The 18,829-nt window shown below is 35.5% G+C and carries 14 protein-coding genes and 1 pseudogene; 6 read left to right on the top strand and 9 right to left on the bottom strand.

From position 1 onward, the window contains the following. Positions 1–33: 33 nt before the first annotated feature. Positions 34–549: a hypothetical protein gene (locus BM024_RS05005; protein ID WP_090678363.1), complete on the top strand. Its 516-nt coding sequence runs from the start codon at positions 34–36 to the stop codon at positions 547–549. A 66-nt stretch (positions 550–615) separates the two neighbouring features. Here the strand turns inward: BM024_RS05005 and BM024_RS05010 are convergent, their stop codons facing one another. Both BM024_RS05010 and BM024_RS13895 read right to left on the bottom strand, forming a co-directional pair. Next, positions 616–1,260 carry a DUF6266 family protein gene (locus BM024_RS05010; RefSeq protein WP_090678364.1) on the bottom strand — a complete coding sequence of 215 codons (645 nt, stop codon included), beginning with the start codon at positions 1,258–1,260 and terminating at the stop codon, positions 616–618. Between the two features lie 363 nt (positions 1,261–1,623). Beyond that, entirely contained in the window at positions 1,624–1,890 is a 267-nt protein-coding gene (locus BM024_RS13895; RefSeq protein WP_090678365.1) for a helix-turn-helix domain-containing protein, read from the bottom strand. A gap of 435 nt (positions 1,891–2,325) precedes the next feature. Here BM024_RS13895 and BM024_RS13925 point away from each other — a divergent pair. Continuing rightward, positions 2,326–2,451 (top strand): annotated as a pseudogene (locus tag BM024_RS13925) (IS256 family transposase); the annotation flags it as partial. A gap of 57 nt (positions 2,452–2,508) precedes the next feature. Here BM024_RS13925 and BM024_RS05020 read toward each other — a convergent pair. From BM024_RS05020 to BM024_RS05030, 3 genes are all read right to left on the bottom strand, one after another. Continuing rightward, positions 2,509–3,051 carry a GNAT family N-acetyltransferase gene (locus tag BM024_RS05020; RefSeq protein ID WP_090678366.1) on the bottom strand — a complete coding sequence of 181 codons (543 nt, stop codon included), beginning with the start codon at positions 3,049–3,051 and terminating at the stop codon, positions 2,509–2,511. 25 nt (positions 3,052–3,076) lie between these two features. Beyond that, positions 3,077–3,628 (bottom strand): AAA family ATPase, encoded by a 552-nt coding sequence (locus tag BM024_RS05025; protein WP_245753860.1) that lies wholly within the window; start codon positions 3,626–3,628, stop codon positions 3,077–3,079. A gap of 163 nt (positions 3,629–3,791) precedes the next feature. After that, entirely contained in the window at positions 3,792–5,084 is a 1,293-nt protein-coding gene (locus tag BM024_RS05030; protein WP_090678368.1) for an aminotransferase class I/II-fold pyridoxal phosphate-dependent enzyme, read from the bottom strand. Between the two features lie 607 nt (positions 5,085–5,691). Here BM024_RS05030 and BM024_RS05035 point away from each other — a divergent pair. After that, positions 5,692–11,439 (top strand): choice-of-anchor J domain-containing protein, encoded by a 5,748-nt coding sequence (locus BM024_RS05035; protein ID WP_090678369.1) that lies wholly within the window; start codon positions 5,692–5,694, stop codon positions 11,437–11,439. A gap of 73 nt (positions 11,440–11,512) precedes the next feature. Here the strand turns inward: BM024_RS05035 and BM024_RS05040 are convergent, their stop codons facing one another. The 3 genes from BM024_RS05040 to BM024_RS05050 all read right to left on the bottom strand — a co-directional run bounded on the left by BM024_RS05040 (position 11,513) and on the right by BM024_RS05050 (position 14,327). Then, positions 11,513–11,689, bottom strand: a complete 177-nt coding sequence (locus BM024_RS05040; protein WP_090678370.1) for a histone H1 — start codon at positions 11,687–11,689, stop codon at positions 11,513–11,515. A gap of 570 nt (positions 11,690–12,259) precedes the next feature. Further along, positions 12,260–13,042 (bottom strand): aminoglycoside 6-adenylyltransferase, encoded by a 783-nt coding sequence (locus tag BM024_RS05045; protein WP_090678371.1) that lies wholly within the window; start codon positions 13,040–13,042, stop codon positions 12,260–12,262. A 451-nt stretch (positions 13,043–13,493) separates the two neighbouring features. Continuing rightward, entirely contained in the window at positions 13,494–14,327 is an 834-nt protein-coding gene (locus tag BM024_RS05050) for a hypothetical protein (protein ID WP_090678372.1), read from the bottom strand. Between the two features lie 249 nt (positions 14,328–14,576). Here BM024_RS05050 and BM024_RS13845 point away from each other — a divergent pair, with 249 nt between their 5' ends. From BM024_RS13845 to BM024_RS05060, 3 genes are all read left to right on the top strand, one after another. After that, positions 14,577–14,708 carry a hypothetical protein gene (locus tag BM024_RS13845; RefSeq protein ID WP_262493020.1) on the top strand — a complete coding sequence of 44 codons (132 nt, stop codon included), beginning with the start codon at positions 14,577–14,579 and terminating at the stop codon, positions 14,706–14,708. A 304-nt stretch (positions 14,709–15,012) separates the two neighbouring features. Next, positions 15,013–15,756, top strand: a complete 744-nt coding sequence (locus BM024_RS05055) for a PI-PLC domain-containing protein (RefSeq protein ID WP_090678493.1) — start codon at positions 15,013–15,015, stop codon at positions 15,754–15,756. Between the two features lie 14 nt (positions 15,757–15,770). Beyond that, positions 15,771–17,456 (top strand): metallophosphoesterase, encoded by a 1,686-nt coding sequence (locus BM024_RS05060; RefSeq protein ID WP_090678373.1) that lies wholly within the window; start codon positions 15,771–15,773, stop codon positions 17,454–17,456. 293 nt (positions 17,457–17,749) lie between these two features. Here the strand turns inward: BM024_RS05060 and BM024_RS05065 are convergent, their stop codons facing one another. Continuing rightward, positions 17,750–18,739, bottom strand: a complete 990-nt coding sequence (locus BM024_RS05065; protein WP_090678374.1) for a Ca2+-dependent phosphoinositide-specific phospholipase C — start codon at positions 18,737–18,739, stop codon at positions 17,750–17,752. Positions 18,740–18,829: the final 90 nt, after the last annotated feature.

The raw sequence follows: 18,829 nt of genomic DNA on the forward strand, positions 1-18,829 counted from the left end.
TTATGAATTATTTAATACTTGAAAACTTTATATATGACACTAATTGACGAGATAGGGTTCGAAATGCAAGAGATTAATAGCTTACATTATGATATTAAAACTGAGAGTAAAGAATATTTTAGAAAAAATGAAAAGGAAATGGCTCAGAAACAGTTTATATTATGGTTTTTCCTTACTAAGGGACGCTTGAGCTTTAATAAGAAGCAGAGAAAAAAACTAAGCATTATCTTTAGTATTTTTTGGGAATACTATAAACGAAGAAAAAATCTTTCTAAGTACACCATTACAATGGAGGATTTTTGTGAGATGCAGGAGAAGCATATTTCTTTTATGGAATATAATGAGGGGGAGTCTGATCCTGAAAAAAGGGAGGAGGCTTTTTATTTAGACTTATCTCTGGTTACTGGAAGAGCTTTGGATGTTTGGATTTATTTATATTGGGATTCTAGTAAAGCATTAAAAAAATTAGGAAAAGAAGTTCATAATGAATTCATAGTTGATTTTAGAGCTTTAATCAACACCTTTGATAAATTAGAGGCTATTTCTTAGTCATTGGGTGTTTAAAACATTGAAAAGATATAAAAAAGGCTATCCAAAATGGACAGCCTTTTTTGTTTAAGTGACGGTTATTGTACCGAGATAAACGGAGTTTGAGACGTTGCTTTTTTCATCGTTTCGGAATGCTAGCCAAACGTGTACTTCTTTTCCTGAAACTGTTGCTGGTAGGTTTGCTGTGTAGGTTTCTTGTGACCTTGTTGCTGTGTTCTCGAGGAACATGGTGTTTCCTTCGTCTTTTACTGCGAATAGTATTTGCGCGAGATCTGTTGCTCTTTCAGGTGTTCCTCCACTATTGTCTTGCCAATTGACTTCTATTGCACTTGGTGCTGTTGATGTTAGGGCTAAGGGTATTGGTGGTAATAGGCTTCCTTTTGAAAAGCTGAGACTTGGATATTTTGGCGTGATGGTCTTTGCTGTGTAGTCTATTTCAAAGTTTGCCATTAGATTTGTCATGGCTAGGTTATAGCATGATTTCATTCCTATTCTCACTCCATAGTGTTTGCATGCGTATGCTTTGTAGGATTCCATAAAGGTTGCGGATTCTTTCATTCGCGATTGAATCAACTCTTGTTTTACGGTTGGTTTTTTTGACATTTTTTTTGGTCTTATGCGCGTTATTTCATTGCCATAGACGTTTGCTACTACGATACGCCCCGTGCGTCCGCTTGTGCCTCCTAATAGTGAATCACCGACTTTTCCCATAATTTAATTGTTTAATTTGTTAGTTAATTTTGGTGTTTTTCACACCTTTTGGTTTTTACTTATTGCTAAGTTGGGATTTTTTTTAATCGGTTTTAAATTGTTGCCGAGTTCTGCCGAGTTCTGCTGCGATTTGCCACAGATTGCCATTATTTGCCACCATTTGCCACGGATTGCCACTGATTGCCATGATTTGCCGAATTTGTATATCGAAATGTTGTTTTTTTACCACTTTGTATATCCTTTCTATATCGGTTGTATATCCATTGTATATCCGTTCTATATCCTAGGTTCGCTCTAGCTATATCCAAGCTATATCCATTTTGTGTTTTTTTGATACAAAAAAAGCCGATCTTAATGACCGGCTTATTGTTCGTTTGTTATTTCTATGAAATCGAGAAGTAGTAGAGTTTTTAAATAATAGTTTCTACTTCTTAGTTTGAAGTATCTTATTAGCCCGCATTTCCGCCACGTATATAGGGTTCTCTGGGATATGCCTAGTAGTTTTTGTACTTGTTGATCTGTCATTATTTCATCTTCATTTAATGTGATTTCCATTGCACTTTTGTAATGAGTTTTCTGGTCTTTTGTTAGCTTGTTGTAAAGCGTGATTCCTAAGATTTCTTTATTCATCGTGTAATCAGTTGAAAATGACTATCTAAGATAATAAATGTTTTTGTATTTTCAAAGTTTATCTTAATTAAGGGAATAGTGGGGGTAATGAGCAAAGGGCTAATTTGTGAATTTGGTTATTCGTTGATTTGTAAGGGAGCGAAGGAGCGAAGAGGCAAAGAAGCGAAGAAGTAAAGAAGCGAAGAAGTAAAGAAGCGAAGAGGCAAAGAAGTGAAGAAGTAAAGAAGCGAAGAAGTAAAGATGCGAAGAAGTAAAGATGCGAAGGAGCAAAGAAGTGAAGGAGCAAAGAAGTGAAGGAGCGAAGAAGTAAAGAGGCAAAGAAGCGAAGGAGCGAAGAAGTGAAGAGGCAAAGAAGCGAAGAGGCAAGGAGCTGAGGAGTAAAGGAGGAGACAGGGGATAGTAATGAGAAATTCGAGAATCGAACACCGAATATAGAAAGGCGTGATGAAATCAGTATATTTGGCTGTCAGAGAAACTACTAAAAAATGGTCTATGCCCGTAAAGAATTGGGAGTAATCATCGACCAATTTTTAATCCTATATTAAAAAGGTTAGACTCTAATTAAAAAACCTTATCCAAGCTTTATTTTTTGAACTTACACACTTAATGAGACAGTCCCTAAAATTTTAGGTTGTTGTATTGTGTTTTGGTTATGGTATACCAATTATGGGGTGTTCCATCTAATTCAAATGTTTCAATATATTGTAGTCCTACTTTTTGGAGTACATTGTTTGATCCTTTGTTTTCACAATCGACAATTGCGTGAACTTCGTTTATGTTTAAGTTGTTGAAGGCGTAGTCTAGTGAAGCTATTGCGGTTTCAGTGGCGTATCCTTTTCCCCAGTGTTCTTGTTGAAATCTGTAGCCTAAGTCGTAATAGTTTATATGGTTATTGGTTTTTTCTTTTATGAGTTTTAATCCTGACCAGCCTATAAATTCATTGGTGCTTTTGTTTATTACTGCCCATCGACCTATTCCATTGTCTTGGTATTGTTGTCTTATGTACTGTATTGCTGCGAGTGCTTCTTCTTTTGTTTTTATCGGGCTATTTCCAAGATATCTGTGTACTTCTGGATCTGTGTCGAGTTTGAGTATTCCTTCTACGTCTGTTGGGTGGATTTCTCTTAATTGTAGTCGTTCTGTTTCTTTGTATATTTTCATAGTGATCTGTGTTTTACTTGTTGGGTTATTTCAAATTTAGTTGTTTTATTATAAATTCTGCTCTGTTTTGTGTGTTGAGTTTTGGTACTTCTATTACTGTATAACCGTGTTTTTGATAGGTTTCTTTCATTTTATTGTACGTGTATAGTGCTTCTTCCCATGTTTGTTTTCTTTCGGTGTCTGTTTCGTAGATCTCCTGCCATGGTGGAAGGATGTATACTTTGTTGTTATACGTTATTTGATCGGTGATTTGTTTCATTTCTTTTGTGATGGGGATGTTCTCCATTTCAAAATAGCAATGTGTATCTAAAATGCCTCTGTCAAAGAATACGGTTTGTTCTGGGTGTTTTTCAAGGGTCTCAAAATAGGTTTTTAGGGTGGCTTTGAACATTAGTTCTCCGTATAGTTCTTTGTTTTTCCATGGTAGCCCGTTTCCGTTTATTTCTATTTGCTCTTTTATTATTCTACGTGCTTCTTCGGGTATGGTTTTGTAGCCGTGTTTTTCTAATTCTTTTAATAGGGTTGTTTTTCCAACTCCTGGTCCGCCTGTTATTACATATAGGTTTTTATTTTTCACTTTTTGTTGTATTTGGACTGGTTTGTTAAGTGATTTAAAGGGTTTTCTATTTCTGTTTTCAAGTATAGATACTCTTACACTTAATTGATTTAAGTATAAGTGTATTTAGCGATACAGAGTGTTTTAGTTTCTATATCGCTAAATAGTAGAGTTTCACAATTGTCTATAATTTTGCTTCACTTATGTAGGACGCGGATGCTGTTATTCCTAGTTTCTTATTTATATATTCATAAACGTTTAGGGCTTTGTCTAGTTGTTCTTTGGTGTGTGTGGCCATTAAACTCATTCTAATTCTTGAATCTTTTAGTGATACTGCTGGATACATGATAGGATTGGTGTAAATTCCATTTTCTAATAGTAGCTTTCCTGCTTCACTGTTTTTTGTTACATCTCCTATTTTTACTGGTATAATTGCTGATGAACTTGTGCCGACATCTAGTCCTATTTGTTGTAGTCCGCTTTTGTAATAGTTTATGTTATCCCATAGCATTTTTTGCCATTTTGGTTCTTCATCTATTAGTTCTATTGCTCTTGTTACTCCTGCTATGGCTGGGGATGAGGAGGCTGAGAACGCGTATTGTCTAGATTGAAATTGTAAATAGCTAATGATATGTGGGTTGTTTGCGATTACATATCCTCCTATGTTTCCAAAGGTTTTACTGAATGTTCCTGTTATGATGTCTACTTTATCCATCACATCGAAATATTCCATGGCTCCTCGTCCTGTTTCACCGAGTACTCCTATTCCATGTGCATCGTCTACTAGGACTACTCCTCCGTATTTATGGGTTAGTTCTACTATTTCTTTTAGTGGTGCGATGTCTCCGTCTTGTGAATAGACTCCGTCTACGATTACCATTTTGGTTCTGTAAGCATCTTTTGAGTGTGCTAATATTCGCTCAAGTGCTACGACATCATTATGAGGAAAACGTTTGGTTGTCGTGCCTAAAACTCCTTCGTAAACGCTTGCATGTACTGACATGTCAACGATTGCTATGTCTTCTTTTTTTAATAGGCATAGAAGGGAAGCACTGTTTGATGTATATCCTGTTGTATAGGCGATTGCTGATCCTCTTGGTTTTTTGAAAAAGTCGGATAGTTTGTTTTCTAAGTCTCTGTGGTAGTCAAAATAGCCTCCTATTAATGGTGAAGCGCCTGCTCCTGTTCCATATTTTTCAATGCTTGCTATGACTGCTTTTTTGATTTCTGGGTGTTGTGTGAATCCTAAATAGTCGTTGCAAACGAAACTTATGTAACTCCCTTGTTTGATATAGCCGTTTTCTTCCATATCGATTTCTGGTCCGCACCCTGAGGTTGCCAGGAGTCGATAATTCATGAACTCGTTTTCTCTTAGATAGTCAAGATATCCTTCATGTGCTTTTGCTCTTTCAAATATATCCATGTTTGGAATGTTTTCAAAGTCTTTAAAGCTTGCTTTTGTGTAATCGAATTTCATAGTTGTTTGTGTTTTTTTTGTTTAGAATTCTAAATCTAAATATATTTTTCAACAATATCATGTTGCTCTGATTAAGATTTTGGTGAGTTTTGGATTAAGTAGAGTTGGTTTGTTCGGGAATATGATTGTTGTATGTTTTTAATAAAATAGGGGGAGTGTGTTGTTTTTAATTTATGATAAAAGTGATATAAATTTAATTTGTTTAATAAAATGCTGATATTTACTAGGCTCGCAATATGAAAGAATGTTGTTGTTTTTATTTAGTTTTGTGATATATTAGCAATTAAATGTTCTTTTATTTGATTATTTTGCTTGTATGTCTTGGTTTTTTCTATAGTTTTATGGACTTAATGTCAATTTTGTCATAGCCAAATATTAAATCATATTATTTCATGTCTTACTGTTACCGGTACTTTGTACTTTTCCCTTTGCTACTTCATAATTAATAGTAGTTCTTATTTATACAATTTCTTTTTTATCAATTTTTAATTAATCTATAGAGAGATAGAATTTTTCTTACTCGGGAAGATTATAGAGTGTTTGTTATTCTATCGTGCTTTCTATCTTAAGTGAGTTAATGACTTTTCTTCTTTTTAATCTACAATAAATGAATAAAATTAAATATTGGAGCTTATGTATAAGCTTGTTTTGCATTATGGCTGTGTTTGCCTATCAAAAGCAGAGTATACAGGATGGTTTTAGGAATGTAATGTTGTTTTCGACTGAAGATATCAGTCCAAAATCAAATTGTTCTCCATTTTCTTTACCTTTTAAAGAGTCTTTTAATAGTAGTTCGATGACATTGGATTGCTGGACTATTGTTGATGGGAATGGGGATAGTTCTTCTCCTACGGGTAGTAATATTTGGAAGACTATTTCTTATTCTACTCATGAGGGGAATGGGACTATGTATTTTTATGGTTCGGGTAAACCGAATGATGATTGGTTGATTTCTCCTACTTTTTCATTGAATGGTGGTTTGTATGAGTTGTCTTATTTCTATAGAACTAATACTTATGACAAAAATGAGTTTGAGGTTTATTATTCTACTAATGGGGTTGATGTTTCTGATTTTACTGAGGTTATCTATCCTAAGAAGATGGTGCAGTTAGGGAATTATGTGAAAGCCACTTATTATTTTGAAAACATTACGGGGTCTGTAAATATTGGTTGGCATGTTGTTACTAACGGTGACACTAGTTTGTATGTTGATGAGATTAGTTTAGAGGAGGTTAGTTGTAAGGCTCCTGATTTGGATGTGAAAATTTCTAATATAGGGAGTGATAAGGCTACTGCTAGTTGGCAAGATGGTTACAACTCTAAGTGGGAATATCATTTGTTGGAAGAGGATGAGGTGTTGCCTACTAAATCGGGTGCGGTTGCTTCTGGAAAATCTATCACATTGTTAAAAACGACTGGAGCTAGTTCTCTTAATTTATTACCTAATACTCCTTATGATTTTTATGTTCGTTCTTCTTGTGGGGTGAATAAGTTTAGTAAGTGGATTGGTCCTATTAAGTTTAGGACTTCTTGTGTCGATTTTAATCTTCCTTTTGCAGAGGGGTTTAATAAGGATTCTTCTTCTATTGATTGTTGGTCTACTCCGAATGTGAATAGTGATGGCACTTTGATTAGTGATATTTGGAAGGTGAATAGCGATCGTTTTGAAGGTGATCAGTCTATGCGTTATTATGGTTCTGGTTCTAACGATGCATGGTTGATTTCTCCTGGATTTGTGTTTGATTTGAATAAAATATACCGTGTTTCTTATAAGTATAAGACTTCTGTTAGTTTTAAGAATGATTATCGTGTTTTATTGTCCAAGAGTGGTGCTGCTATCAGTGCTTTTACGGAGGTGTTGTTGGAGAGGAAGCAATTGAATAATGAGAGTTGGATTGAGGAGAAAATTATCATTAACGGTATTAGCGGTTCTGTGAATTTAGCTTGGCATGCTAATACTATGAATAGCAGTACTTATATTTTTATTGACGATTTAAAGATAGAGGAAGTGGCTTGTGCGGATGCTACTGATTTAGTGGTAACAAATGCTACTAAAAACGCTGTAAATATTGATTGGAAGGATGGTTTTGGTTCTGAATGGGAGTATGCTGTGAATGTTAAGGGAACTGGGGTTCCAACTGGATCTGGTATAAAAACAACATCTAAATCTGTTGTTGCTGATAAAGATACTAAGGGAAATGTTTTACAGAGTAATACGGCTTATGAGGTTTATGTGAGGTCTGTTTGTAGCAACGGTGAGTTTAGTGATTGGACTGGTCCTGTTTCTTTTAGGACTTTGTGTGAGGATTTTAGTTTGCCTTTTTGGGAGGGGTTTAATGGGGATTCTGAGTCTTTTTATTGCTGGTCTACTTTAGATGAAAATAAGGATGGTACAACTGGTGGTAATCAATGGTTACGAGTTACTTCGGATTATTATGAGGGAAGCGGTGCGATGCGTCTTTCTGTTTATGATTATTCGAATGTGGTAAATACGGATGATTATTTAGTGTCTCCTACACTTGTATTTTCTAAGAATAAGATTTATCGTTTAAGGTATTTTTATAAAGGTAGTAGTTATTCGGGATTAAATAATGTAGAGGTTTTGGCTTCTTCTAAAGGGGTTAAGGCTGAAAATTTTGATAAGGAGATTGTTAAGATTAAATCTTATACAAATGACGATTATTTGGAAGAGATTGTTTTTATAAAAAACCTGGAGGGTGCTGCTAATTTAGCTTGGCATGTTAAGGGTCTGGGGAATCAATCTGTTTATATTGATAATATTTCTATTGAAGAGGTGGAGGGGTGTCCTGAGCCACTAAACCCTGAAGTTAAGGATATTGAAAAGGATAAAGCCACTTTAGTGTGGTCTGATGATATGGGGGGGTCTAGTTGGGAGTTTTTTATTCAGGAGGCAGGATTGGGTATGCCAACTTCTAATGGTGTTGTTTCGAAGTCAAAAACGGTTACTGTAACTAGTGAAAATTCTGGTAAATCTCTTATTCCAAACACGAAATATGATTTTTATGTTCGTACTGTTTGTGGAAAGGGCGCGTTTAGTGTTTGGACTAAAGCTGTTTCTTTTTATACCGCTTGTACGACTTATTCTCTTCCGTTCGAAGAGACTTTTAATAGTTTGTCTAAATCTGCTCGTTGTTGGACTGTTTTTGATGAGAACGGGGATACTTCTTCTTGGGGAACGAATTTTTGGAAGATTGATAACAGTCATGTTTATGAGGGGGATTTGGCTCTTAATTTTGCTGGAAATGGTGAACCTAATAATGATTGGGCAATTTCTCCGGGCTTGGAATTAGAGAGTTCTCAGTATGTTTTAAAATATCAATACCGATCGGATTCTAAATATGAGAATAGTTTTGAGGTGTTATTGTCTTATGATGGAGTTGATGTTTCAAAGTTTACGACGGAGCTTGTTAAGGGTAAAGTTTATAAGAATGATAATTATATTGAAGAGGTGGTTTTCTTTACGGCTACTAAAGGGATTGCAAATATTGCATGGCATTTAACAACTAATGGGGTTACTACTGTTTCTATTGATAATATTTCGCTTAAGGAGGTTTCTGGTTGTTTAGAGCCTTATTTGATTGAGGTGAGTAATCCAACTGATACGTCGTTGGACTTGAAGTGGCAACAGTTAGGTGGTTTGACTGATTGGGAGATATTGGTTGTTCCGTACGGAGAGGATGAGAATGCTAGTCCAATTTTGAAGACTACTGTTTCTGGAACTCCTAATACGACTTTGTCTGGGTTACCTTCTGGGACTGCTTTTACAATTTATGTTAGAGCGGCTTGTGGAACTGTTAATTCTTTTAGTGATTGGGCTACTGCTGTTCATACTGGAACTTTGGTTGGGGGTAATGATGAGTGTAGTAATGCTACAGTTATTCCTGTTAATAAGGATGAGGTTTGTAATTTAGTATTGGCATCATCATTTAATGGAGCGACTATTTCAACAGGAATTGTCCCTGCTACTTGTGCATTTTCTATGAAAGAGGATGTATGGTATTCTTTTACTGCGACTTCAGCTTTGCATTTGCTTAGTCTTACTGATGTTATGAGTTTTTCTGGTCAGGATAATATTGGCTATGAGATTAATGGGGCTTTGTATAGTGAAACTTGTGGAAATATTACGGGTGCTGCTAAGGATTGTTTCGTTTTTAGAAGTGATAAGCAAAATTGGATTCTCCGTGATTTAATTCCTGGAAATAGCTATACGGTTCGTTTAGGTTCTAATAGTATTAAGGCTGATTTTTATTTTAATCTTTGTATTACGGGTTCTGAATATTCTCCATTAGAGGTTAGTTCTGTGGATGATGATTATTCTCTTGAAAATCTTGTTAAGAAGGTTTTGATTGATTCTGAATGTGACATAGTGGATAATATTTATTATCAGGTTGGTGATGGGTCTGCTGAGACTAAATTGGTGAATGCGATTGGTTCTTTTAAACAGGCTAATTCGTTGTTTCCTTTTGAGTCTGGTATTGTATTAGCGACTAATGATATTGATTTTGTTTCTGGCCCTTATAGAGGGGATATAGGAGTGAATAGGGGAGCTATTACATTTAGATGGAATGGGGATAAAGAAATTAATGATTTAATTAAGAATGCCGGTGGTGGTCCTTCTGAGGACAAGAGAGTTACTCAGCTAGGGTTTGATTTTATTCCTTTGCATGATGAGTTGAGTTTTGAGTATCTTTTTGCTTCTAATAGTTATTCTAAGGATTGTGGTCATAGTTGTGAAGCTGGAGCGATGTTTGGAGCATGGTTGATTGATAGTGAAACGGGAGAAGCTCAAAATCTTGCAAAAGTGAAAGGTACTGATAAAACAATCGCTCTAAATACGGTTCGTGATAGCGAAAAATTAGGGTTGTCTTGTGAGAGTAGTAATGCTGAGTATTTTTGGAAGTCGTATGGGAATATGTTTGATAATCCTATTCAAGCTCCTATTGATTTTGCTGGAATGACAAAGGCTATGCAGTCTGAAAAGGTGAAGGTAGTGCCTGGTCGTAGATACCATATTAAGTTGACTGTTATGGATTTTTGTGCTGTTCCTCAGCATAGTTCTGCTGTTTTCTTTAATGCGGGTAGTTTTGATATTGGTAATATTGACTTAGGGGCTGATTTATTGGTTGATACTGAGAATGCTATCTGCTATGGTGAATCTCAGGTTATTCATTCTGGCTTGGTGGAGGATGTTGATAATTTGGTTATTGAATGGTTTAAGAACGGGGTTTTAATTCCTGGTGAAACTAATGTGTCATTAGAGGTTACTGAGGCTGGAACGTATATGGTTAAGGCTTTTTACAAGGACTTAAATTGTGGTCCTGAGGGAAGTATTGTTGTTGAGTTTTATGCTCCTCTTACGGATGTTGTTAATGGACCTAAGGATATTGAGGTTTGTCGTTTTGCGTTTTCTGATGTTGCTATTGATTTGTTCGAGGCTACTTTGAATATGTTTCCTAACGGTGACAGTATTGCTTATGATTTGAGTTTTTTCTTGGATGATGCTCTTACTGTTGATGTGAAGAATCCTTCTCAGTTTGTGTTGAGTGAGATTCGCGAGTCTCAAAAGATTTATCTGGTGGTTACTGATAAGGTTTCTGGTTGTTCTATTTTATATGATTTTATCTTGAAACCTATTAAGGGTGCTGTGCCCGATAAGATTAAGAATGTGGTTGCTTGTGAGAGTTATGAACTACCTGCTTTGGCTGAGGGTCTGAGTTATTTTTCTGAGTCTGGTGGAAAGGGTAAGCGTTATAATGCTGGCGATATTTTAGATGCTGGGGTTTATATTATGTTTGTTGTTCAGGATAATGGTAATGGTTGTTTTGAGGAAACGTCTTTTACTATCGAGGTTAGTGAGGGTATTACAGCGGATTATTTTGAGGATCAGGTATTGAATTGCAAGTTGTATGAATTGCTTCCATTGTCTGCTAATAACAAGTATTTTACGGTTGTTAATGGTAATAGGGTTGAGTTACCGGTTGGTTCAATTATTTATCAGAATAATACTGAGATTATCGTTGTTGCTACTTCGTCTAATGGTGCTTGTTCGGATGAGCATAGTTTTACTATTAACTATGAGGAATGTCCTATTCAAAAAGGGATTTCTCCGAATGGTGATGGCTTGAATGATAGTTTTGATTTGAGTGCTCATGGCGTAACAAGTGTAAAGGTTTACAATCGTTTTGGTTCTGAGGTTTATTCTTTTTCTGGTGCTTATACGGACCAATGGAAGGGTACTTCTAAATCTGGTGGTGATTTACCTAGTGGGACTTATTATTATGTTGTTGAAACTTTTGGTCAGACTAAAACTGGATGGGTTCAAATAAACCGCTAATGTTCTATTAGAATAGTTTGTGATATTGATTTAAAAAAGGCTGTTTCAGAAATGAAACAGCCTTTTTTATTTGTTAGTTTTTAGAAGCTTCTAAAGATGCCTTACGGAATTCTTTTAAAAGTTTGTCCAAAGCTAATGATGCTTTTCTTGCTCTTGCACCTGCTGCTTTGTTATTTGATTCTACTTGCATGTCTGAATCAGTTTTAAATGCTTCAAATTCTGTGTTGATTTTTTCTATTAGCTCTTTCATGAGTGTAAAATTTTAATTAGAACCGCAAAAGTATAAAATTAAATGTACTTAGCTAGGCTGATTGCCTATTGTTGTTGGTTTTTGGTTTATTTGTGAAGAAGCGAAGGAGCAAAGAGGCGAAGGAGCAGGGTCGAGCGTAAAGTTTTAGTCTAGTAGACTAAAATAGCAACGGAGCCAGCAGGCGTGCTGGAGTAAGGAGGAGAGAGGCAAAGGAGCAAAGGAGCAAAGAGGCAAAGGAGCAAAGAGGCGAAGGAGGAAAGAGGCGAAGGAGCAAAGAGGCAAAGGAGGAAAGAGGCAAAGGAGCAAAGAGGCAAAGGAGCAAAGAGGTAAAGGAGCAAAGAGGCGAAGGAGGAAAGAGGCAAAGAGGCTGGGTCAATCGTTTAGTTATAGTCTGGTAGACTAAAATAGCGACGGAACCAGCAGGTGGGATGGGTAATATATTATTAACGTGAATTCGTAAAGGAGTATAGAAGTAATAAAAAAGAAGGTGTTTCAAAATAGTGATAATCGATTTCCTATTGTGGAAACTGATTATCACCAATGTGTTATTGTGAGTTTAGAGTAAATTTTTTACTTAATTCTGGTTAATATTTGGTGGAGTTTTAGTGGTACTTTTAGTTCTTCAAAGAGTTTCTTTGTTAGGTTTAATGCGTTTCTAACGGCATTATTTAGATTTTCTGTTTCTAAGTTTGATGTAACAAGTTGAAATTCTTTATACCATTTACTTTCAATGTCTTTTTCGAGTCTTTTGGTAGGGCTTTCCCAATGATTTGTTTCATTTGTCACTATTCTGATTAACCAAAGTAAATATTTATGGGTATTATTTAAACTATGATGTGCATGTGCATATTCTTGGCGCTTTATTAGATTATTTGTGGTTAATAATACATTTAACAAAGATTCGCTTAGCCATAAGATATTTTCACTCGTAGTTCTGTCAGGTGATTTGACTTTTATTCGATTGAGTATATTGCTTAATTTTCCTTCTTTGTCTACTAAATTCATTTCTTTAAATTCACTGAATTTTAAGAACCCATCCCAAGTCTTTATGACTTCTATTTTTTCTATAGATTCAAAGTGAAATTCTCCTCTTATCATATTCTCGAAAATGGCTACGTCGCTTCCGTATTCATTTTTAAAGTACAATGCTACTGGTTGAATATCATTTACCCAATTTTTAGCTGAAAATAGTTTAATGTTTTTTAAATAAATGTAGAATTCAATGTCAGAGTATTGATCTCCTTCTCCTTTTGTGAATGATCCATACATTAAAACGGCGGAGATGTTTTCATCATTTTGCGCCTTTATTTTTAGCTTATTTATAAGTGTTAATTGTATGCTGTCTTGGTTCATAAAAATTAAATATAAAAAGTTGAAGCTTTTGATTTAAAGCTTTTTAATATTCGTTTTGTCTTTTTAATTTTTATTGTGTTACACTCATGATAGGTATGTTAGATTTTATTTCTCTAAAGGTGTTTTGCCAGTTCTCAATGTTAAAGGTATGAATAAAAATAGGTGTGTATAAGAACGAATGTATGAAATGTTTTTTGCGAGTGATTTGAATACAGAGCTGATTTGTAAAGAAGCTAATTCGTTGATTTGTGAATGCGGTTATTCGTGAATTTGAAAATGCGTAAAGAAGAAAAAGGGGGGACAGGAGACCGAGACAAGGGGAAAGAGCTGATTTGTGAATGCGGATATTCGTGAATTTGTAAAGGAGCAAAGGAGTATAGAAGTAATAAAAATAAGGTGTTTCAAGTTTAGAAACACCTTATTTTTTATTGATTGCTAATTTTATGTCATATTAATTATTGCGTAGTAAGATTTTGTATCCTGATGTAGAAATGGTTGCTTCTATTGTGTATTGAGAACCATTATAATCGAAATCAATTACTGATGGCATACCATTTAGACCTGCTCCTCCAGCTGGATAATTGGTGTTGTCGTTTCCTATGCAAATTTCTTTTGTATTTAAATTATACCATAAGTCTTGAGAGCTGGGTTTTGTTGCTGGAACGGGTGCCCAGTCATTTGATAGTAATGAGGGGTCTGTAACTCCGCTTGGTAGAAATGGAAATTTCATTATTTCATCTAATATCATAGTATATCCCGAGTTCGGGTCTGCTATGATTGCTTGAAATGAGTAGATTTTTCCGTAGTCAGTTAATAGGTTTTTCTCGTCAGTGGTAACTCCTAAGTTGTTTACAAATTGGATGATTTTAGGTGTAGGTGGTGTGGCTGTGGTTGGAAGCTGCATGACTGAGTTAACGGTTATAGAGTTATTAGGGTCTATAGTAACTGGATAGCAATTTATTATGTTTAGAAATTCAGATCCTCCTTTCATGATATTTGGGAAGTTTCCCGAATTGAATATTGGTTGTCCAAAGTGATGTCCATCATTTGCGTTACCATCAAATCTTGCTAGTCCTACATGAGGGAACATGGTTAGGTGTAAGTCTGATTCATTAATGAATTCATAGTTTGTTGGAGAACAGCAATTTCCTATCTGGAATGGTGAGCTGTAGGGGATTTGGTTGTCTACTGTGAACTCTGCTTTTTGTTCACTTTCGTTTGCTATTTCATTTTCACATGAAATGAAGATGAAAACACTTGAGAGTAATAAAATGGTTTTTCTCATAATAATTGTAAATAGTTAAAAATGTTTTTTAATTATAGTTTTTATTTATTTTGGTTGAGGTAAATATAATAATTTATTTTTCTGTAACTATTTTTTACGATAAATTTTGATTAATTAAGTGTTTTATTAATTTGTAAAGAAGCGAAGAAGCGAAGAGGCGAAGAAGCTAAGGGGCTAAGGAGCAAAGAGGCTAAGGGGCTAAGGAGCAGGGTCGAACGTTAAGTTTTAGTCTAGTAGACTAAAATAGTGATGGAGCCAGCAGGCGGGGTGGTTAAATTTGTGAATGCGGTTATTCGTGAATTTGTAAAAGGAGCGAAGAAGCAAGGGGGCAAAGGGGCAAAGGAGCAGGGTCGAACGTTAAGTTTTAGTCTAGTAGACTAAAATAGTGATGGAGCCAGCAGGCGGGGTGGTTAAATTTGTGAATGAGGTTATTCGTGAATTTGTAAAGAAGCTAATTCGTTGATTTGTGAATGCGGTTATTCGTGAATTTGCAAAGAGGCAAAGTGGTAAAAATGCGAAAATGTGCCATCAAACGTTACGTGTTTATGAGGAAGTGGTTGTATTTATTCTTGAAATATTATCTGATGGTTATCTATTTATTAAGTCTTGATATTCTAGTTTTTTAAAGCTTTTTAGCGATTACTTTTGGCACTTTTAAATGGATAATTTTTTAAATAGTATTCTTATGAATTGGTTGTTTCTTGTGGTTGCTTCTTCTTTTTGTATGCTGGGTTGGTCTCAGTCTTCTTCTTTTAAACTTCATTCTCATAATGATTATGTTCAGGTTGTTCCTTTTTGGAATGCATATGCGCAGGGCATGAGGTCTATTGAGATTGATCTGGTTTTACATAATAATAGACTTTTCGTAGCTCATGATATTGAGGATGCTAATCCTCTTCGTACTATTGAACGTTTGTATCTTAATCCTTTGAATGAGGTTGTTGAGTTAGGGTTGGGGGATGTGAAGGGGCTTCAGTTTTTGATTGATTTGAAAGGGGATGCAGATATTTCTATGGGATTGCTTTTACCTATTTTAAAAAGGTATGAGGGGGTTATCTTAGAGAATGATATTCGTTTTGTTATTTCTGGTAATAAACCGAATGCTGCTTTGTTCTTGGGTATGCCTTCTTATGTTCTGGATGATTATCAATTGCTTGAACTTCCAACGGATTCAAATGCTATTGAACGTATTGCTATGGTTAGTTATAACTTTCAAAGGTTTTCTTCTTGGAATGGTGTTGGACAGATTCCCGACAGTGATTTGCGTGTGCTGAAAGGGATTATTGATGGTGTTCACAGTATTGGTAAACCGATTCGTTTTTGGGCTACTCCCGATACTCCTGATGCTTGGTCTTCTTTGATTGGTTTAGGGGTTGATTTTATCAATACGGATATGCCTTGTGAATTGCGTGTTTTTCTTGCTAAGTAAGGGTGTGTTTTTATATGAGAGTTTTTTCTTTTTTGTTCTTGTTTATAGGGTCTCTTGTTTGGGCTCAATCTCCTAAAGGAAGTCAGATTGCTTTTATTGCGGATGCTCATGTTCATGCGGTTTGTCCTACTCTTCACGATGGTTTTGAGTTGGATGAGTTTCGTGATTTGGACAGTGGTGATTTTCGTTTTATTCGAACTTTGGAGAGTCAGATGGGATCTACGCGTTTGTTTAATGAGAATTTTTTTGCTTTTAAAACTGTTTTGAATGAACTGGCTGATAAGGGGGTTCGCGTGGTGGTTTTGAATGGTGATTATACGGATGATGGTCAGTGGGTTAATCTTAAGCTTGTTTCCGATTTGTTGAAGGGTTTTTCTGAAAAATATGGTATGCGTTTTTTGGTTACTAATGGTAATCATGAAGCTGTTAATAGGGTGGATAGAGAAAGTGGTAAACCCGACTTCCTTGATGTTAAGGGTGATAAGGTTGGGGTTTTTTCGGACTCTGACTTGTTGAAACGTGATGGTGATCTGGTTTATGAGGGTATGCGTGAATTGGGTTATGAGGGTACTTTTGAGTTTATGAAGGATTTTGGTTTATTGCCTGTTGCTTCGGATCTGTTTTATAGTACTCCTTTTTCTGATTTTGATTGCGATTCATATGTTTTTGATGCGTCTGCTTTTTCTCTTGATGAACGAAAGTATGAGATTGGAGATGTGAAGTATCCTGATTTTACGTATGTGGTTGAGCCGATTGAAGGGGTTTGGTTATTGGGGATTGATGGTAATATGTATGAAAAAACAGGTGATAATCGCTTTAAGAATGTGAGTGATGGGTATCATCAATTGGATAAGCGAGAATATTTGTTTGAATGGATTTCTATGGTGGTTAAGGAGGCTAAGCTTCGGGGTAAAAAGTTGATTGCTTTTGGTCATTATCCAATTTTGGATTTTAATAATGGCCAAAGTGAGGTTCTTAAGGAGCTTCTGGGAAAATCTAATTTTCAGTTGAATCGTGTTCCTAGCATGGAGATTCAGAGGGAGTTTTTGGACACAGGACTCCAGATTCATTTCGGGGGACATATGCATATCAATCAGCATGGGGTTTTGAGAGGTGGTAATCGAGAGCTTTGGAATATACAGGTTCCTTCTTTGGCTGCTTTTCCTCCTGCTTATAAGGTAGTTACAGTTGAGGAAAATGCTTTGTCTGTTTCTACTCATTTGGTTAAGGAAGTGAAAGAGTTTGATGTTTTTTTTAAGTTTTACGAGAACCCTGATCGTTTTGAAAAGGTCTTGTCTTCAAAGGATTATTTTTCGTTGACCAAGAGTCATTTACATTTTTTGACTGAAAACAGGTTTTTTAATGAGGATTTTAAAGATGTGAAGTGGGATAGGTTTAAGGTAGAGGCTCTGGCTTTTAATTTTTCTTCAAAAAAATGGAATATGTTTGGTCTACAACATCAGTCTTCTTTAAAGGAATTGGATTTTAAGTCTGTTTTGTTTGATTTGTATTTGATTCGAAATGGGAATGATTTAGGGATGGCTGAAATTGATAAGGAACGCTTGGCTTTGTATAAGGAATGGAATAGATTGAATGGGATGTTTAGTAATGAACTAAGTGATTTGGATAGGTTGGTTACCGCTATTCAGTTTTTAATTGATGCTAGTATTCCTACTGTTGATGTTAGGATTGGGATGTGAATTCGTTAATTGGAAGAGGAGCAAAGAGGCAAAGGGGCTAAGGAGCAGGGCCGAGCGTAAGTTTTAGTCTAGTAGACTAAAATAGCGACGGAGCCAGCAGGTGTGCTGGAGTAAGGAGCTAAGGAGCAAAGAGGCAAAGGAGTTTATTCGTAAATATTGAGAGGAGCAAAGGTACTAAGAAACAAAAGGGTTAAAATAGCGGGTCAGGTTCGCAATGACTAGTTGAAATTATTTGAAAAAGGGAATTTTATTTTAATGAAAAAAGGTCATCCTACACAGGATGACCTTTTTGTTTATTCTTGTACGCGAACGTAGGTGTTGTCATCAAAGATTACTTTGTATGTGGATGGGAATAGTTCACTTGGAATATAGTAATCTGTTGTTATAATTTGTGCTTTTGATTTTTTTGCTTGTTCAAAGGTGCTGTAATCATTGTTTCTTGCTTGTTTTGTGCTGTCGTCTGCTCTTGTACGAATGATAATTCCTTTTTCTGCTAGTTGTGGTATAGTTTCATCATATGGATTATTTAGTATCATACATCCTGCTTTTGGATGGTCTATAGCTACGTTTAGAAAAATGTTGCTTTGTTCTAGTTCTATTTTGTCAAAGAGTTCTCTTCTATAGTCTGTGTTGTCTATTATCCAAACAAATTTGCCTCTTGATTGGTCTATGCTTGGCCAGATGATTTGGTCGTTCTGTCTTTTTAGTTCTTTTGGTGTGATGAGGTGTTCTGCTCCTAAATTATCTTGAATTTGCTGGTTGATTGCTTCAATATCTTGATAGGTGAAAGATGTCTCCTTGTCTTCTTTTTCATCTTTTAGTTCCAATGTTATGAATACTGTTTCATGGGTAGGGTTTTGTTCTGACCATTTTTTTAATTCACGTAGTTGTTTTTCGAAGTTTGGTTGGTGTGTTTCATAATCTACATCTGGCATGTGAAATATTTTGAATCCTGGAGTTTGCATCTCATTTTGCCATTCATAGGTTTTGTTTGCGATTTTTGCTCCTGATGGGATGGCGTATTTCCCTCCTTTGGTATCTTTCCATATGTCTATTTCTAGGTTTCGCAATCCTAAGTTTAATTGTGTTTCTATGCTTGGATGGTCATAGTACAGTGTACTAACGCTTGGGTCTTTTTTTAATAAGTGCTGGTATAATTTTTCATCCATTACTTTTTTATAACTGTTGTGTGATCCTATTACTTGAATTTTTGATAATGGGACATTTTGTGCCGTTAGGCTAAAGCTTCCTAGTGTCATTAGGACAATCCATGTTGTTTTCATATTGTATTTAGTTTGAGACAAAAATAGATTCGCTAGGTAAATTGAGTGTTAATGATGTGTTTAATGGTTATTACATCTTGTGTGATTTCA

The sequence above is a fragment of the Myroides guanonis genome (assembly GCF_900114085.1).
GTDB lineage: Bacteria > Bacteroidota > Bacteroidia > Flavobacteriales > Flavobacteriaceae > Flavobacterium > Flavobacterium guanonis.

Excerpts from the sequence above, each read along its gene's own strand:
- BM024_RS05060 (WP_090678373.1), top strand. The coding sequence starts at position 15,771 with ATGAGAGTTTTTTCTTTTTTGTTCTTGTTTATAGGGTCTCTTGTTTGG.
- BM024_RS05040 (WP_090678370.1), bottom strand. The coding sequence starts at position 11,689 with ATGAAAGAGCTAATAGAAAAAATCAACACAGAATTTGAAGCATTTAAA.
- BM024_RS05010 (WP_090678364.1), bottom strand. The coding sequence starts at position 1,260 with ATGGGAAAAGTCGGTGATTCACTATTAGGAGGCACAAGCGGACGCACG.
- BM024_RS05020 (WP_090678366.1), bottom strand. The coding sequence starts at position 3,051 with ATGAAAATATACAAAGAAACAGAACGACTACAATTAAGAGAAATCCAC.
- BM024_RS05045 (WP_090678371.1), bottom strand. The coding sequence starts at position 13,042 with ATGAACCAAGACAGCATACAATTAACACTTATAAATAAGCTAAAAATA.
- BM024_RS05050 (WP_090678372.1), bottom strand. The coding sequence starts at position 14,327 with ATGAGAAAAACCATTTTATTACTCTCAAGTGTTTTCATCTTCATTTCA.
- BM024_RS05055 (WP_090678493.1), top strand. The coding sequence starts at position 15,013 with ATGAATTGGTTGTTTCTTGTGGTTGCTTCTTCTTTTTGTATGCTGGGT.
- BM024_RS05035 (WP_090678369.1), top strand. The coding sequence starts at position 5,692 with ATGAATAAAATTAAATATTGGAGCTTATGTATAAGCTTGTTTTGCATT.
- BM024_RS05065 (WP_090678374.1), bottom strand. The coding sequence starts at position 18,739 with ATGAAAACAACATGGATTGTCCTAATGACACTAGGAAGCTTTAGCCTA.
- BM024_RS05005 (WP_090678363.1), top strand. The coding sequence starts at position 34 with ATGACACTAATTGACGAGATAGGGTTCGAAATGCAAGAGATTAATAGC.
- BM024_RS13845 (WP_262493020.1), top strand. The coding sequence starts at position 14,577 with ATGGAGCCAGCAGGCGGGGTGGTTAAATTTGTGAATGCGGTTATTCGT.
- BM024_RS13895 (WP_090678365.1), bottom strand. The coding sequence starts at position 1,890 with ATGAATAAAGAAATCTTAGGAATCACGCTTTACAACAAGCTAACAAAA.
- BM024_RS05030 (WP_090678368.1), bottom strand. The coding sequence starts at position 5,084 with ATGAAATTCGATTACACAAAAGCAAGCTTTAAAGACTTTGAAAACATT.